Origin of the sequence: Pseudomonas sp. TUM22785 (assembly GCF_028198105.1) — a bacterium.
GTDB classification, from domain to species: Bacteria; Pseudomonadota; Gammaproteobacteria; order Pseudomonadales; family Pseudomonadaceae; genus Metapseudomonas; species Metapseudomonas solani.
The window spans coordinates 2,905,738-2,921,780 of the sequence record NZ_CP116239.1; the positions used below are offsets into that span (position 1 = coordinate 2,905,738).

The following is a 16,043-nucleotide window of genomic DNA, read 5'->3' on the forward strand; positions in this document are numbered from 1 at the left end:
GCATGTTCTTCGCCAACCTGCTCGGCAGTGGCAACCTAACCGACAGCGGCAGCGACTTCTGGCGCAGGTTCCTCGGCAGCTCGCGCAACAGCACCGGCATCACCGTCACGCCAGACAGCGCGCTCGCACTGCCCGTGCTGCAGAACTGCGTCAGCCTGCTGGCCGAGAGCATCGGCCAGCTTCCCCTGGAGGTCTTCCAGCGCTACGGCGAGGGCCAGCGCAAGCCGGCCATCAACCACCCGCTGTACGACGTGCTGCGCTACCAGCCCAACGGCTTCCAGACCCCCTACGAACTGCGCGAGGCCGAGCAGCTCGCCCTGGGCATGCACGGCAACAGCTTCGGGCTGGTGGAGCGGCGCGACGACGGCAACGTCACCGCCATCTGGCCGCTGGACCCGGAGCGGGTCGGCGTATTCAAGGGCAGTGACCTGCTGCCGTATTACCAGGTCGGCGCCCACCCCGAGCGCCTGCCCATGCGCCAGATCCACCACGTGCGCTGGCACAGCCGCAACTACTATCGCGGCCTCTCGCCCATCGAGCTGCATGCCGACGCCATCGGCCTCGCCCAGGCCGTGCGCCAGTACACCGGCAAGAGCTTCGCCAACGGCGTCGCCATCTCCGGCGTCATCGAGCGCCCGCGTGAAGCGCCGCCGATCAAGGACCAGGACAGCATCAACAACATCACGGACCAGTGGGCGCAGAAGTACGGCGGCATGGACAACGTCAAGAAGGTCGCCCTGCTGCAAGAGGGCATGACCTTCAAGCCCATGTCCATGAGCAACGTCGATGCCGAAGTCCTGGGCATCCTCAAGGTCAGCGGAACCGACGTCGCGCGGATCTACAAGATCCCGCTGCCCATGGTGAACGACCTCGAAAAATCCAACTACAACACCCTGGAGCAGCTGCTCATCCACTACGTGGTCTTCGCCCTGCTGCCCTGGGTGAAGCGCCACGAGCAGGCCAAGATGCGCGACCTGCTGCTGCCCCAGGACAGGCGCGACCACTTCATCGAATTCAACATTTCCGGCCTGCTGCGGGGCGACCAGAAGAGCCGCTACGAGGCCTACGCCATCGGCCGCCAATGGGGGTGGCTATCGGTGAACGACATCCGCCGCCTGGAGAACCTCCCGCCCATCCAGGCCGGCGACATCTACCTGCAACCGCTGAACATGATCGACTCCACCAAGGGCATGCCCGACCTCAACAACCCCGGCGTGCGCGCGCAGCTGGAAATGCAGCAACGCCAGATCGAAAGGATGCTTGCACAGTGAAACGCTACCTGCGGGCCTCCAGCCTGCTGTTCAACCAGCCGCTGCTGGTCACCCCCGACGTGCTCGACCTGGGCGTGCGCTGGGCCAACCAGACCATGAACCTCAACATCGTCAACGTCGTCCCACCCGGCGCGCTCGGCCTCTGGAAGGATGACGACGACCCCGGCGCCCAGCTCGAACGCATCGAAGAGCGCCGCCGCGCCCGCGTCGCCCAGACCGGCATCGAGGTCATCCCCGTGCACGGCATCCTCGTCAGCCGGGGCGGGCACATGAACCCCTGCGAGACCATGACCAGCTACGAAGGCCTGCGCACGTCCATCCAGCAGGCCGTGGCCGACCCGATGGTCGAGCGCATCGTGCTGGATATCGACACCCCGGGCGGTTCTGCGACGGGGGCCTTCGAGCTGGCCGCCAGCATCCGCGCCATGGCCCAGCAGAAGCCCATTACCGGCATCGTCAACTTCATGGCCTTCAGCGGCGGCTACCTCATCGGCAGTGCCTGCAGCGAGCTAGTGGTTAGCCAGACCTCCGGCGTTGGCTCCATCGGCGTCATCGCCAGCCACCTCGACAGGTCGCGGCTGGAGGAGCGCATCGGCGTCACCGTCACCACCGTCTATGCCGGCGCCCACAAGAACGACCTCACTCCTCACGAACCCATCAGCGAGCAGTCCCTGCAACTGCTCAATGAGCTGGTGCAGGAGAGCTACGGGCACTTTGTCGACGCGGTGGCCGACTACCGCGGCCTCACCACCACCCAGGTACGGGCAACCGAAGCACGCACCTACAGCGGCCAGGCCGGTATCGATGCCGGGCTCGCCGACCGCCTGCAGGCCCCGCAGGACGCGCTCGACGGCATCGCACGTTCCGTTGCCAGCAGCCGTGCCGAGCGGCAGGGCCGCAAGCTCGCCGTGCGCGCCGCTGCCCTCAACATCCAGACGTTGATCTGACCGCGTTCGCGGCAGTCACCCAAGCCCGCCCAGTGCGGGCTTTTTCATGCCCAGGAGGCACCATGTCCCAAGTACTCAAACTGCGCAGCGAACGCGCCCAGCTCAATGACGAGCTGCAGGCACTGGCCAAGCTGGATACGACCGAGACGCTGAATGAGGAGCAGCTCACCCGCTTCACCGAACTGGAGGGCCAGATCACCGCACTCACCGACCGCATCGCCCGCGCCGAAGTGGCCGAGCGCGCCGCCGCTGCTTCCGCCGTACCGGTGCAAGAAGGCGCCCAGGGCATCCAGAGCCCGCCCGGCACCATCGAGGGGCCGCACTCGCCCAAGCCGGTCGCAGGTGCCAAGGTCGCGCAGATGGTGCGCCTGCTCGCAGCCACCCAAGGCAACCAGCAGATGGCTGCGCAAATGGCCAAGGAGGGGGGCTTTGGCGCTGACGTCGCCATGGCCCTCAACACCGTCACCCCAGGGGCCGGTGGCGTACTGGTGCCGGAGAACTTCAGCACCGAGCTGATCGAGCTGCTCAGGCCCAAGTCCGTCGTTCGCGCCATGGGTTGCCGCACGCTGCCGCTGAACAACGGCAACCTCACGCTGCCGCGCATCCGCAAGGGCACCACCGTGCAATACATCGGTGCCGACACCGACATCCCCGTGACCGGTATGGAGTTCGCGGACCTCAAGCTGTCCGCAAAGACGCTGGCAGCCATCGTCCCCATCGCCAACGACCTGATTGCCTATGCCGGTGTCAGCCCGCGAGTGGACGAACATGTGGTGCTCGACTTGACCGAGAGCACCAGCCTGGCTGAAGACCTTCACTTCCTTCGCAGCCCAGGTAGTGATGTTCTTCCCAAGGGCACCCGGTTCTGGGCGCATCCCGGCAACCTGGTCCCCGCCCCGTTGAAAGACGACCTGCAGAGCGTCGAATTCTTCCTCTCCGCCATCCTGTTGCGCCTGGAGGGCGCCAACGCCCATATGGCCAGCCCCGGGTGGGTCATGGCACCGCGCACCCGCCGGTGGCTAGCCTCCCTGCGCGACGGCAACGGCAACAAGGTCTACCCGGAGCTGGACCAGAAGATGCTCAAGGGCTACCCGGTGGGCATCACCACCCAGATCCCCATCAACCTCGGCGACAAGGGCGAAGAGTCGGAAATCCACTTCGTGGACTTCGGCGACTGCTACATCGGCGAAGGCGACGGCCTGGTCATCAACTTCTCCAGCGAAGCGACCTACAAGAACGCCGACGGTGAAGTCGTCAGCGCCTTCCAGCGCAACCAGACCCTCATCCGCGTCATCGCCAAGCATGACTTCGGCCCGCGTCACATCGAATCCGTCGCCATCGGCACCGGCGTGCGCTGGGGCGTTGAGCTCTGACGTAGCGCCCCGAACTCTCACCCCGAGGAAGCACCATGGAAAAGAAAGAGATCGTCCAATTCGTAAAGCCCTGGCGTGGCTACGCGCCGAAAGAGAAGGCCGGCTTCGACGCTGAAACCGCCAAGGCCTTGGAGAAGGCCGGCATCGCCTTCCCGCCGGGCAAGGCGCCCAAGGCCAGCGCCGAGCAAAGCTGATGGCGCGCCGCATCGCCTACCTCGGCGAGCCGGTGCTCACCCTGGCCCAGGTGGCGCAGCAGTGCCGCCTGGAGCCCAGTGACCTGCAAACCGAGCTGATCGAGCAGGTCATCATCCCCGGCGTCACCGCTCAGTGCGAAGCCCTCACCGGCGCAGCCATCCGGGAAGCCCGCTATGAGGAGGACTGGCCTGTGCACTACCACGCGGGTCGCTCGCTCGACATAGGCCAAGCCCACACCATCGAGCGCATCGAACGTGTTCATGCAGACGGCCAGCTGCAGGCCCTGGATGACTCGCACCTGCTCTACCAGGGCATGCGCGAAAGCCAACTGGAGTTCCCCGGTGGGCGCCCGCCAGGCCGATTGCGCATCCGCTATCGCGCCGGGGTGGATCTGGATGTCCACCCCGGCGTGCGCAACTGGCTGCTGATGAACGCCGCCACCGCCTTCGAATATCGCGAAACCCTGGTCACCGGCGCTCAGCTGCAACCGTTGCCCAGTTCCTTCCTCGACAGCCTGCTGGCCGACATCACCCTGCCGCCCAGGTTCTGATCCGGAGACCGCATGAACAGCTACCTGTACGAACTGATGCAGAACCTCACCGAAACCCTGCAGGCCCAGGCAGACGCCATCGACCGGCTGGTAACCAGCAACAACCAACTGCTGGAAGTCCTGCTGGAGGAGGAGGGCAGCGAAGCACCATCTCGCACCTACATGGACGGCTCGCCCATCCGCGAAGCCTCCTGATGCGCGCCGGCACCCTTCGCCACCAGGTGGTGATCGAGGCGCCGCAGCACGAGCAGGACCCGGAAACCGGCGCCATGCGCACCACCTGGGTGGAATGGGCGCGGGTCTGGGCCCGCATCGAACCGCTCTCCGCCCGCGACTTCATCGCCGCCCAGGCGGTGCAGAGCGAAGTTACCGCGCGCATCACCATCCGTTACCGCGAAGGCGTCACCGCCGCCATGCGCATCAACCATGGCGGCCGCCTCTACAACATCCACGGCGTGCTGCCTGATGCCAGGAGCGGTCGTGAGTACCTGACCCTGCCCGCATCCGAGGGAGTGAACCATGGCTGATATCGAATTCGCCCTGGGAGGCATCGACAGCCTGCTCGGCAAGCTGGACGCCGTCAGCGACGACCTCAAGCGGCGCAGCGGGCGCTCTGCACTGCGCCGTGCCGCGCGGCTGGTTGCCGAAGCCGCGCGTAACAACGCCCGCAAGCTGGACGACCCCGAAACCCGGCAGAGCATCGCCGCCAACATCGTGGTGCGCTGGGACAGGCGCCGCCATCGCCGCACCGGTGACCTGGCCTTCCGGGTCGGCGTACTGGGTGGCGCCAAGCAGACCAACAACTACCACACCCGGCGCGGGCGCCCGTCGCGGGAGTACCAGGTGGACGGCGACAGCGGCAACCCGGGTGGCAACACCTTCTACTGGCGCTTCCTTGAGTTCGGGACCCGGCATATCCGTGCCGAGGGCTTCATGCGCCGTTCGCTCGCCGAGAACATCCAGGCCGCCACCGGCACCTTCCTCAGCGAGTACGAGAAATCCATTGACCGTGCCATCAAGCGCGCTGCCAAACGTACCGCAAGGAGCAACTGATGCCACCCATCTTCCGTACCTGCGCGCGCAGCGTAGAGGTGGTCGCGCTGCTGGGCAGCAAGCCCACACGGCTCTACCCATTCGGTGAGGCACCGGAAAGCGTGCAGCTCCCCTACGCCGTGTGGCAACTCATCGGGGGCGCACCCGAGCAGTTCCTGGCCGGCTCGCCGGATATCGACAGCTTCGCCCTGCAGGTGGACGTCTACGCCACCAGCGCAGCCAGCGCCCGCGCCGTAGGCCGAGCACTGCGCGATGCCATCGAAACCGAAGCCTGCATAACCCGCTGGGGCGGGGAAATGCGCGAGCCGAACACCCGTGACTACCGCCTGAGCTTCGATCTCGACTGGTGGACACCCCGCAAGCCCTGACACCCGCAACAACGAGGAAGACCCATGTCCGTATTGTCCCAGGGCACCCAGCTTTACGTGCTGGTGCCCAGCCCAGCCGCGCCCGACAAACTCGAAGTGATGGAGGTGAAAGGTGTCACCGCCTTCAGCCCCGGCGGCAACCCGGCCGACCAGATTGAAACCACCACCCTGGATGAGAGCGTGCGCAGCTACATGCGCGGGTTGCGTACGCCTGGGCAGGCCTCGCTGACAATCAACGCCGACCCGCGCATCGCCTCCCACGTGCGCCTGCATGAGTTGTCCGAGGACGACAGCATCGAGAGCCTCGCCTGGGCGGTGGGCTGGTCCGATGGCAAGGACGTCGCGCCCAAGCTCAACGCCAAGGGCGACGACTTCGAGCTGCCCGATACCCGCACCTGGTTCGTGTTCGACGGGTACGTGAGCGACTTCCCGTTTGACTTCGCGGCTAACGCCGTTGTGACCACCGCCGCCACCATCCAGCGCAGTGGCGGCTCCGCCTGGATCAGAAAGAAGGCCTAAGCCATGCCCTTGTCCCTCGATAACCTCGCAAGCATGGGCGCCTTCACCGGCGCCCTGGTGGAGCGCGAAATCACCTGGCGGCAGGGCGCGGCCGAGCACCGCGTCACCGTCTTCGTGAGGCCGCTGTCCTACCTCACCACCGTCACCGACCTGCGCGCCAGCCGCGACGACAGCGACCCGGTGGCCGCGCGCATCGCCGCCAGCATCTGCAACGCCGAAGGCAAGCCGGTGTTCACCGTGGGCGACATCACCGGGGACGCGAACCCCGAGCGCGGCCCGCTCAACGACCAGCTGGCGCTGGCCCTGCTGGTGGCCATCGGCGAAGTGAATCAGCTGGGAAAGACCAAACGCTCAGCGAGCTAGACGAGCTCTGGCACGAGCTGGTGCTCAACGGCATCGGTGGGCGAACCATAGTCGAGGCCCAGCAGCGGCTCAGCTACCGCGAGTTCCTCAGCTGGGCGCGCTTTCGCAACAAGCGCGGTTCCCTGCACCCCGGCATGCGCATCGAGCGCGGCACCGCGCTGCTGGCCTCCCTGCACGCCAACACCCATGGCAAGGGCGGCTACAGCCTCTACGACTTCATGCCTCACGAAGAGGCACCCGCGCTGACCCTGGAGCAGGCCATGGCCACCTGGGCCTGACCGCCCATAACCGGAGTGATTCATGGCGACCCGATCCCTCGGCCAACTGACCCTGGACCTGATCGCCCGCATCGGAGGCTTCACCGGGCCCATGGACCAGGCCGCGCGCAACGCCGAGAAAAACGCCAGGCGCATGCGCCAGTCGGCCAAGGGTGCGGCGGTGGCCTGGGGCGAACTCACCAAGGTCGCCGCCGGCGTGGCGGCCGGCTTCTCGGCGCTGTCGGTCATCCGCAGCGTGATCGACAACACCCGCGCCCTGGAGCAGGAGCAGGCCCAGCTCGCCGCCGTGCTGCGCTCCACGGGTGAGGCGGCCGGCTTCAACCGCGCCCAGCTCAACGCCATGGCCGAGTCCCTGGCGGGTGTGAGCATCTACAGCACCAACGAGATCAACCAGGCGCAAACCACCTTGCTCGCCTTCAGCGGCGTGGTGGGCAACGAGTTCACCCGCGCCATGCAGGCCAGCATGGACATGGCCACGCGCACCGGCATGTCCGTCAGCGCCGCTGCAGAAATGGTCGGGCGTGCGCTGGATGTGCCGTCCCAGGGCCTCACCTCGCTGAGCCGCCAGGGCTTCCGCTTCAGTGCCGAGCAGAAGCGCCTCGCCGAGCACCTGGAAGCCACCGGCCGCACCGCCGAGGCCCAGGCCATCGTGCTGGAAGCGCTGGAAGAGTCCTACGCCGATTCTGCGCGTGCCGCCCGTGACACCTACGGTGGCGCCCTCAGCGCACTGCGCAACACCCTCGACGGCCTGCTCACGGGTGATGAAGCCAGCATGGAGGCGGCGCGAGAGGCGGTGGAGCGCCTCAACGACGTGCTCTCCTCGGAGGACACCCAGGTCGCCTTCGCCGACTTCATCGCTGGCGTGGCGGATGTCGCCACCGAGGTGGCCACGGCGACCGCACAGCTCGCCGAGTTCGTGCACTGGGTGCATGCCGCAGGTGTGGGCGCCAAGGCCGCGTTCGAGCTGGCCGGCAAATCCGCAGGTGCCGTGGCGGCCATCACCGAGACGGCCACCCAGGGCACTCACTGGTGGGAGTACCTCAGCCTGCAGACCGCCCCGGCCGCCATCAGCCGGGGGCTGATCAACAACTGGAAGCAGACCCGCGAAGTCATAGACGCAGCCGGCGAAGACCTTGCCGCCACCACCGAGCACTACGCCGCGCGGATCGACGAGATCCTCGAACGGCCCGTGGAAGGCTCGGCGATCGAGCAGCACACCAGGGTCATCGACGGGCTGCTGGGTGATGTCGCCAGCAGCGCGGGTGATGCCGCCGATGCCTTTGCGGCCATGGACGAGCAGGCTCTGCGCGCCGCACAGCGGGCCTTCGAGGCCCTGCAGAAGCAGGTCGACGCCCTCAGCCTGCAGGCCCGCACCCTCGGCATGGCGGCGGATGAGGAGAAGCTCTACCGCCTCGCCGTCGAAGGCGCCACCGAAGCCCAGCTCGCCCAGGCCAAGGCGGCCCTGGACCAGATCAGCGTCTTCGAGCAGCAGAAGCGGATTCAGGAGGATTACCGCCGCCTGGTGGGCGAACTGCTCACCGATGAGGAGAAGCTCACCGAGCAGGCCCGCGCGCGCCTGGCCGTGCTCGATGCCATGCGCGACATCAGCACGGATGAGCGCGAGCAGCAGGCCGGCCGCATTGCCGCCGCCGTGGTCACCGATGCCTCCAGCTTCGGCGGTCTGGCCCCGGAGGTGGGCGGCCCCATGGGCGAACTGGACAAGCTCGACCAGGCCGAGCAGGAGCTGGAGCGCTGGTACGCCACCCAGCTCGACATGCTGGAGCAGTTCCGCGCCGAGCGTGCCGACATGACCGAGCAGTGGGATGCCCAGGAGCAGGCTGTGAAAGCTCAGCACGAGGCACGGCTGGACGAGATCGAGCAGGCCCGCCAGCGGGCGCGCATGGCATCGGGGGAAGCCTTCTTCGGCGGCATGGCCGGCCTGGCCAAGGCCTTCTTCGGCGAGCAGTCCTCGCTGTACAAGGCCATGTTCGCCGTCGAGAAGGGCTACGCCATGGCCAAGGCCATGATCAACGTGCCCAAGGCCTACTCCGAGGCCTATGCCGCCGTGGTCGGCATACCCGTCGTCGGGCCGGTGATGGCGCCGGTGGCGGGTGCGGCCGCAGCCGTCGCGCAGATGGCCCAGGCCTCCAGCATCGGCTCCATCAACCTCGCCGGCATGGCCCACTCAGGCCTCGACGAGATCCCGCGCGAGGGCACCTGGCTGCTGGACCGTGGCGAGCGGGTGGTGGACGCCCGCACCAACGCCGACCTCAAGGACTTCCTCGCCAGCCGCCAGGCCATCGACAGGCCCGCCAGTGCCCCAGTCGTGCAGGTGACCGTGAACGTGGACGGCGACGGGAACTCCACCACTGACACTACCGCACCGCAGGAGTACGAACGCATGGGCCAGCAACTGGGCCAACTGGTGGACGAGGCCGTGCGCCGCGCCATCCAGCAGGAGCAACGCCAGGGCGGGCTGCTCGACCCGACACGGGAGCGACGCTGATGGAAACCTTCGACTTTCCCGTTCTGGTCGGTGCCAGCGGCGAAGTGCGCCAGGCGGTGCTGGAGAACCGCTTCGGCGACGGCTACGTGCAACGCATCGGCGTCGGCCTCAACAACCAGTCGCAGCAGTGGTCGGTCTCCGTCACCGGCACCTTCGGGCGGCGCAATGACATCGCCCCGGTACGGGCCTTCCTCGACCGCCACCAGGGCTGGCGCAGCTTCCTCTGGACGCCCCCCGGCGGCGAACAGGGGCTGTACATCGCCAACGGCTACCGCACCCGCGCGCAAGGCAATGGCGTGTTCACCCTGAGCTGGACCTTCGAGCAATCCTTTCATCCCTGAGGCAGAGCATGAGCATCGAACCCATCGACCTGGGCCTGGCCCCGGACGGTGAACAAGGCGACAACGCCCGCGAAGCATTCGACAAGGTCAACCGCAACCTCCAGGCGCTGGAGGACGGCAAGCAGGACAAGGCCCAGAACCTCACCGCCCTGGCGGAGCTGCAGGGCGCGGTGGACCGCCTTCCGTACTTCACGGGTGCCGGCGCACTCAGCCTGGCCGTGTTGACCCAGGCCGCCCGGGACTTTCTCGCCGCCCCCAGTGCTGCGCAGCGGCAGCAGGCGCTCGGGCTGGGCAGTGCGTCCCTCCACGCGATACTCGATGGCAGCGAGGATCGTACGCGTGGGCGGGTCATACGGTCCGGCGATGCGGGCATCGCCGGCTACTTCGACATGCGCGGGACGGTCTATGAAACCGGCACGCCGGCCGATGTTGCCGGCCATGGCTTTCAGGTCGGCTTCTCCCAGGGCAGCAATATCGGCGTCCCCTATTCCTACTGGCAGGTGAGCCCCTACGGGGCGCTGACGGTGGTGGCCCCGCTGCCGGGGATCACAGCCAACCCTGCCATCGGCGCCACGCATCAACGCATCTACAGCTCCTATGACCGGACCTTCCTACAGTACGCCGTCAGCCCCAAGGCCTGGTCTGGCTGGCTGGAGAAGATGCACACGGGCAACTATTCGCGTATCGCCAGCGAAACCGCCGTTACTTTCAAGGCGCGGCAGACCTTCGACGCCAGCAGCGCCGGCAGGCTCGATTATTTCTGCGCGGAGTTCATGACCTCTGCCAGCACCCCCAATGCCGGTAGGGTGCTGTTCAGCCAGAGATCCACCTATGGGCTGGCTCTGGCCATGAACGGCTCGGGTAGTGAGTCGGCATCTGCCACTTTCCAGTGGGTTCGTTGCAGAGACGGGGTGCTGCAATCCACTCCGCTTACCTTTACCTACAGTGGCAACGTCCTGGCCCAGGGCTACGTGCGCCTGGGGGCGGATGCGCCGGCCATCAAGCAACGCAAGCTGATCGGTACCACACCCGCCAAGGCCGGCACGGCTGTGGTCATCGCCCATGGGCTACCCGTCGCGAAGATCCTGGCCGTGGAGGTGCTCATCGAATACCTCCCCAACCAGCTCATCCCCGCCCTGACCGCAGGCGCGGCGCCCGGCATGGCCGGCTTCCAGATCGAGTGGTACGTGCTGTCGAGCGGTATCCATCTGGTGGCCACCGCTGGCGGTTCGGATGAGGTGCTCGCCAAGCCCGTCCGCATCCTGATCACCTACGAGGAATAGCCATGTTCAGCGCCGATATCCAGCGCCTGCAACCGGGCAGCCAGGTGCGCCTGTTTGAAGTGGATTGCACACCCATGGGAGGCGATGTGCTGCGCTTCCATGGCCATGCGATCGCCTCGCGGCCAGAGCAACTGGAAACCGACGAGAGCGCTCTTTATGCCGGCTCGCTGCACTGGAAGGCCGGGGACTCATCCAAGCAAGCTGGGCGGGGGCGCTCCACGACGTACCGGGTGAGCGGTGCCGTACCCATCATCTGGCAAGGCGAGACCTACAAGGCCATCAGCATCGACGCCCAGGGCTTCGACCTGCGCGGGGAAGGGCGACAGGCTGCGCCCACGCTCAGCATCGGCAACCTCATCGACGGCGTGCAGGGCGCGGTATCGGCCCTGTGCCAAGCGCTGCGGGATCTTGCCGGCGCCAAGGTCACCTACCGTGAAACCTTCGTTCACTACCTCGACGCTGCAAACTTCAAAGGCGGCAACCCCGAGGCTGCCCACCAGGAGCGCATCAGCATCTGGTACATCGAGCAGAAGGTGGACGAAGACGAGCAGCGCGTGCAGTTCGAACTCTCCGCCCCGACGGATCTGCAGGGCATCCGCCTGCCGCTTCAGCAGATCACCAGCCGCTGCCGCTGGGCGCACATGGGGCAGTACCGCGGCGAAGCTTGCAACTACCTGGGCACGGCCTATTTCACCAAGCTCAACGAGCCCACTGACAACCCAGCCCTGGACCGCTGCCGGGGCGATTGGCGCGCCTGCAAGCTGCGCCGCAACACCGCCCGCTTCGGCGGCGCCCTGGCCTCCAGCCTGCTGCACAGTTCGAGGTAGCCATGATCATCAACAAGCACCTGCGTGCCGCCATCCGCGAGCATGCCGAACGCGAGCACCCGCGCGAAGCCTGCGGGCTGCTCATCCGCAACGCCGAGCGGCGCGAATACGTGCCTTGCGGCAATATCGCCCGTACCCCCAGCGAGCACTTCATCATCGACCCGGCCGACTGGGCCCAGGCCGAAGACCGGGGCAGGGTGCTCGCCATCATCCACAGCCACCCCGACGCAACCGCCACCGCCAGCATGGTCGACCGCGTGGCCTGCGAGCTTCATGGCCTGCCTTGGGGCTTAGTCAGTTGGCCGGGTGGGGACATGGAGTGGATTCAGCCCAGCGGCTACACCGCGCCGCTGCTCGGCCGCGACTTCGGCCACGGCATGCTCGACTGCTGGGCCGCCTGCCGCGACTGGTACGCCCGTGAGGCCGGCATCCAGCTTCCCGACTTCCAGCGCCCCGACCTCTGGTGGGAAGACCCGCACAGCCCCAGCTTTTACGAAGACAACTACGCCGCCTGCGGCTTCGAGTGGGTCGAACAACCCCGGCGCGGCGACCTGCTGGTGCTGCAGATCCCCAGCCCGGGACGCCCCTGCCATCACCCCAACCACGGCGCCATCTACCTCGGCGACGACCCCAGCTTCAGCAGCGAGCCGGCCCCGCCGCTGGGCGGCTCCGGCCCCTTCATCTTCCACCACCTGTACGGCAGCGCCTCGCGCCGCGACGTTTTCGGCCACTCCATGGGCCAGCGCGTGCGGCTCATCCTGCGGCACAGGGAGTACCCGGCATGATGCGCACCATCCGGCTCTACGGCGTGCTGCGCCAACGCTTCGGCCGCGAGTACCGTCTCGATGTCATCAGCCCCGCAGACGCCATCCAGGCGCTGTGCCAGATGCTCCCCGGCTTCGAACGCTTCCTCGCCACCGCCGAAGAGCGCGGCCTGGTGTTCGCCGTCTTCGCCGGCAAACGCAACCTGGGCGAGCACGACCTCAGCCTGCAGGGCGCAGACGAAACCGACATCCGCATCGCGCCCATAGTCGCCGGCAGCAAACGCGGCGGGCTGTTTCAGGTGATCGTCGGTGTGGTGCTGATCGTGGCCGGAGTCGTCACTGGCGGTACCAGCACCGCCGCCGGTATGGCGCTGCTGGGCGCAGGCGCTGGGCTCGCCATTGGTGGCGTTATGCAAATGCTTTCACCCACCCAGGGGCAGGTGCGGGGGCGGGAGGAGGAGGGCAACGCCGCCAGTTACGGCTTCGGCGGCGCGGTCACCACCATCGCCCAAGGCAACCCATGGCCCCGGCTCTATGGCGAGCGCGAGATTGGTGGGGCCGTGGGGAGTGCGGGGATTTATGCTCAGGATCAGGTGTGAATGTTGCTCTTAAGTCGCAGTGCAGAGCTGGCAGTTTTGTACTTTGATATCAATGCGCCGGTATGCATGCCGGTGCTTTGACGAATCGGAGTCGATTTCAAGAATTCTGCGTGAGATCCAGCCAGGGACAAGGAGGTGCATGTGGCAATTATCCAAGAGATTCTCAAATGGTCTAAAGATCTGTCGGCATGGCAGCAAGATGCAATCGCTCGGTTGTACAGCGACCGAACCCTCTCACCTGATGATTTGGACGATCTCCTTGCTCTTGCTAAGGCTGAGGTTGGGATTCCTGACCCTAAAGGACGAGTTCCTAAGAAGCTAAACGATGCAGAAATAGCTCCTAAGGCGGCGTTGAATCACCAAGTGAAGTTGGTGGCAGTAAAAAATCTTGTGAACGTAAACGCAATAGCACCTGATGTTCGGCTGCCAATTGCCGTTGATGGTGTAACGGTTATCTATGGTGAGAATGGCGCGGGCAAGTCGGGATACTCGCGCGTGTTCAAACATGCTTGCAGAGCTCGAGATCGGCGTGAACAGATTCTTCCTGATGCCAAGCTTGATAAAAAAGCTGTCGGAAAGGCTGAGGCGCTGTTTGAGGTCCAGGTCGAGAATGTAGTGCACGATCTGGCATGGCGCTTCGGAGAAGAAGCTTCAGAACTGTTGGCCAGTATTTCAATATTTGATGCGCACTGTGCTCGAGCATACATTGATAATCATGGCGATTTCGCTTTTGTCCCATACGGACTAGATATATTGGAGAGCCTTGCTGGAGCTTGCAAGAAACTGAAGGAATCGGTCAATCAGGAAATGGCTGCGCGTGCGCCTAGTGATGCTGCGTATTCTGTGCTGGCACAAGAGCCAACAGCCGTGGGCATCGCGCTGAGGGGGATTCCAGGCAAAACTACAGCTAGAGATATAGATGTATTGGCAGTCCTGACTCAGCAAGATGCTGATCGACTTATATTTCTGAAAAAGACACTTGCTGAAGTTGACCCCAAGCAAAAAGCCCAAGCTCTCCGTCAAAAGGCTGCTCGCTTTGAAGGGCTAAATAGTCGCTTGCAATTGTCGCTTGCCATAATAAGTGCCGATAAGGTTCTAGAGCTGCAGGCGTTGATTGATCGCTCTAATGCAGCGAAGAAAGCGATGGAACTGGCGGCGGCGGAGTTCCAGGGTACTGCCTTGGAAGGTACAGGGGGTGAGGCTTGGAAGGACCTTTTTAAGTATGCTCGCGAATTTGCGAAAATTTCCCATGCTGATCATGAGTTTCCAAAACTGTCATCGAGCTCTTTGTGCCCGCTTTGTCAGAACCCCCTTGGCGATGAAGGTGTCCAAAGATTAGTTAGATTCGATGAATTTGTGGAGCGCTCGGTGGAAAAAGCCGCTAAAGAGGCACGAGATACTGCGGCTGTGGCATTCAAGACGATTAGGGATGCCACACTTGATATCTTGCTTGATGATGCGTTGAAGGAAGAGTTGGCGGAGGTTAATCAGCAACTTCTGGAATATTATGTAGAGATTCAGCATGGTCTGAAGACTCGTCAAGAAAGCATTATTCGAGCTGCCGGAGGGGGTATTCCTTGGGATGGGGTCTTCGCTCTCCAGAAAGAAACCGATGCTTCTGTTGCTTCAGTTGCTAAAGATCTAATAGCCCAAGCGGTCGCTCTAGAGGCTGCTGCTGATGAGAAAGCGAAGCTACAGATGGTAAAAGAGTGCGCTGAGCTTGAGTCTAAGAAGAAGTTGATCGATGTGAAGGAGGCTGTGCTAGAGAATATTGGAAAGCATTCGTACCGCGATAAGCTTCAGGCTTGCTTAGGTACTATGGACACGGGAGGGATTTCCAGGAAGTCGACTGATTTGTCGAGAGATATTGCTAGTCAAGAGCTTGCAGACGCTTTGAATGATGAGCTTAAGCGATTAAAAGTTAATCAATTGAAAGTTGCTATGAGGCCGGTTACATCAGCCGGGCGTGTGTCTTATAAACTTACGCTGGAATTACCGGGTGGGGGGAATCCGGCTGCGATATTAAGTGAAGGAGAGCAAAAAGCAATCTCTCTCGCCTCTTTTCTCGCTGAGATAAAGCTATCTGGCGGGGGCGGAGGTGTTGTTTTCGATGACCCAGTTTCCTCGCTTGATCATCGCCGTCGCTGGGAAGTCGCTGAGCGTCTTGCCGCTGAAGCCAAAGAGCGTCAGGTTATTGTTTTTACCCACGATATATATTTTCTTTGCATATTGGAGCAGCATGCCAAAGAGCTTGGTGTGCCTTTTACTTCCAATTATATTAGAAGAACGAGTGCTGGTTTTGGCGTTCACTCGGACAGAATGCCGTTCGACTTGCTGGGCACAAAGGGGCGAATCGGTATGCTCAGGGAGATGATGAACGATGTCAGGCAGGCGGCGAAGGTTGGGGATGAAGACCTGCAGCGCAGTTTGACAGCCGCTGTCTATGGAAAACTCCGTCACGCTTGGGAGCGATGCGTTGAAGAGGTTTTGCTGAACTCTGCAGTTCAGCGTTTCAACGAGGGCGTATCAACAAAAAACTTAAGAAGTGTCACGGTAACGAATGAGGACTATAAGTCCATCAATGAAGGCATGACTAAGTGTTCCAAGTTTGAACATGACTCTGCTATGCGAATTGAGCGCTTACCTATTCCTCACCCAGACGAGGTCAGAGAGGATATTGAGAAACTCGATACATGGAGAAACGCTGTTCTAGCACGGCAAAAAACTCTCCAAGCCGAAAGGCCGTAACCTCTTCGGCTGTATCAATTTAGAAGCCCGCCCCGCGCGGGCTTTTTCATGCCTACAG

General features: G+C 63.9%; 19 protein-coding genes. All 19 read left to right on the forward strand.

The genetic code is table 11. The annotated features are described in order from the left end of the window. The first annotated feature begins 2 nt into the window (after window positions 1-2). The 19 genes from PI990_RS13465 (at window position 3) to PI990_RS13555 (ending at window position 15,985) form a co-directional block, all read left to right on the forward strand. Window positions 3-1,271, forward strand: a complete 1,269-nt coding sequence (locus PI990_RS13465) for a phage portal protein (RefSeq protein WP_271660929.1) — start codon at window positions 3-5, stop codon at window positions 1,269-1,271. Further along, window positions 1,268-2,218, forward strand: coding sequence for a S49 family peptidase (locus tag PI990_RS13470; RefSeq protein ID WP_271660930.1), 951 nt, complete (start codon window positions 1,268-1,270; stop codon window positions 2,216-2,218). The genes PI990_RS13465 and PI990_RS13470 overlap by 4 nt, the downstream gene beginning before the upstream one ends. Window positions 2,219-2,280: 62 nt before the next feature. Next, a complete protein-coding gene (locus PI990_RS13475; protein WP_271660931.1) occupies window positions 2,281-3,591 on the forward strand; it encodes a phage major capsid protein in 1,311 nt (436 codons plus the stop codon). Between the two features lie 35 nt (window positions 3,592-3,626). Continuing rightward, complete coding sequence (locus PI990_RS13480) at window positions 3,627-3,785, forward strand: hypothetical protein (RefSeq protein ID WP_271660932.1); 159 nt, start codon at window positions 3,627-3,629, stop codon at window positions 3,783-3,785. Continuing rightward, on the forward strand, window positions 3,785-4,336 hold the full coding sequence (locus PI990_RS13485) for a hypothetical protein (protein ID WP_271660933.1): 552 nt from the start codon (window positions 3,785-3,787) through the stop codon (window positions 4,334-4,336). Before PI990_RS13480 ends, PI990_RS13485 begins: the two co-directional genes overlap by 1 nt. Window positions 4,337-4,348: 12 nt before the next feature. Next, entirely contained in the window at window positions 4,349-4,531 is a 183-nt protein-coding gene (locus tag PI990_RS13490) for a hypothetical protein (RefSeq protein WP_271660934.1), read from the forward strand. After that, complete coding sequence (locus tag PI990_RS13495; RefSeq protein ID WP_271660935.1) at window positions 4,531-4,863, forward strand: phage head closure protein; 333 nt, start codon at window positions 4,531-4,533, stop codon at window positions 4,861-4,863. Before PI990_RS13490 ends, PI990_RS13495 begins: the two co-directional genes overlap by 1 nt. Next, the gene (locus PI990_RS13500; RefSeq protein WP_271660936.1) at window positions 4,856-5,389 is read left to right on the forward strand and encodes an HK97-gp10 family putative phage morphogenesis protein; all 534 of its coding nucleotides are present in this window, start codon (window positions 4,856-4,858) and stop codon (window positions 5,387-5,389) included. Before PI990_RS13495 ends, PI990_RS13500 begins: the two co-directional genes overlap by 8 nt. After that, window positions 5,389-5,757: a tail completion protein gp17 gene (gene gp17 / locus PI990_RS13505; RefSeq protein WP_271660937.1), complete on the forward strand. Its 369-nt coding sequence runs from the start codon at window positions 5,389-5,391 to the stop codon at window positions 5,755-5,757. Before PI990_RS13500 ends, gp17 begins: the two co-directional genes overlap by 1 nt. A gap of 24 nt (window positions 5,758-5,781) precedes the next feature. Next, window positions 5,782-6,276, forward strand: a complete 495-nt coding sequence (locus PI990_RS13510) for a phage tail tube protein (RefSeq protein ID WP_236207842.1) — start codon at window positions 5,782-5,784, stop codon at window positions 6,274-6,276. Between the two features lie 3 nt (window positions 6,277-6,279). Continuing rightward, window positions 6,280-6,639 (forward strand): phage tail assembly chaperone family protein, TAC, encoded by a 360-nt coding sequence (locus PI990_RS13515; RefSeq protein WP_308117448.1) that lies wholly within the window; start codon window positions 6,280-6,282, stop codon window positions 6,637-6,639. A gap of 20 nt (window positions 6,640-6,659) precedes the next feature. Next, complete coding sequence (locus PI990_RS13520; RefSeq protein WP_271660938.1) at window positions 6,660-6,917, forward strand: phage tail assembly protein T; 258 nt, start codon at window positions 6,660-6,662, stop codon at window positions 6,915-6,917. Window positions 6,918-6,939: 22 nt separating this feature from the next. Next, window positions 6,940-9,423, forward strand: a complete 2,484-nt coding sequence (locus PI990_RS13525; protein ID WP_271660939.1) for a phage tail length tape measure family protein — start codon at window positions 6,940-6,942, stop codon at window positions 9,421-9,423. Then, window positions 9,423-9,764, forward strand: coding sequence for a phage tail protein (locus tag PI990_RS13530; RefSeq protein ID WP_271660940.1), 342 nt, complete (start codon window positions 9,423-9,425; stop codon window positions 9,762-9,764). The genes PI990_RS13525 and PI990_RS13530 overlap by 1 nt, the downstream gene beginning before the upstream one ends. An 8-nt stretch (window positions 9,765-9,772) precedes the next feature. Beyond that, a complete protein-coding gene (locus PI990_RS13535) occupies window positions 9,773-11,047 on the forward strand; it encodes a hypothetical protein (protein WP_271660941.1) in 1,275 nt (424 codons plus the stop codon). A 2-nt stretch (window positions 11,048-11,049) separates the two neighbouring features. After that, window positions 11,050-11,874 carry a phage minor tail protein L gene (locus PI990_RS13540; RefSeq protein ID WP_271660942.1) on the forward strand — a complete coding sequence of 275 codons (825 nt, stop codon included), beginning with the start codon at window positions 11,050-11,052 and terminating at the stop codon, window positions 11,872-11,874. Window positions 11,875-11,876: 2 nt separating this feature from the next. After that, a complete protein-coding gene (locus PI990_RS13545; RefSeq protein WP_271660943.1) occupies window positions 11,877-12,659 on the forward strand; it encodes a C40 family peptidase in 783 nt (260 codons plus the stop codon). Beyond that, a complete protein-coding gene (locus PI990_RS13550; protein ID WP_271660944.1) occupies window positions 12,656-13,237 on the forward strand; it encodes a tail assembly protein in 582 nt (193 codons plus the stop codon). Before PI990_RS13545 ends, PI990_RS13550 begins: the two co-directional genes overlap by 4 nt. Before the next feature lie 141 nt (window positions 13,238-13,378). Next, complete coding sequence (locus tag PI990_RS13555; RefSeq protein WP_271660945.1) at window positions 13,379-15,985, forward strand: AAA family ATPase; 2,607 nt, start codon at window positions 13,379-13,381, stop codon at window positions 15,983-15,985. Window positions 15,986-16,043 lie beyond the last annotated feature (58 nt).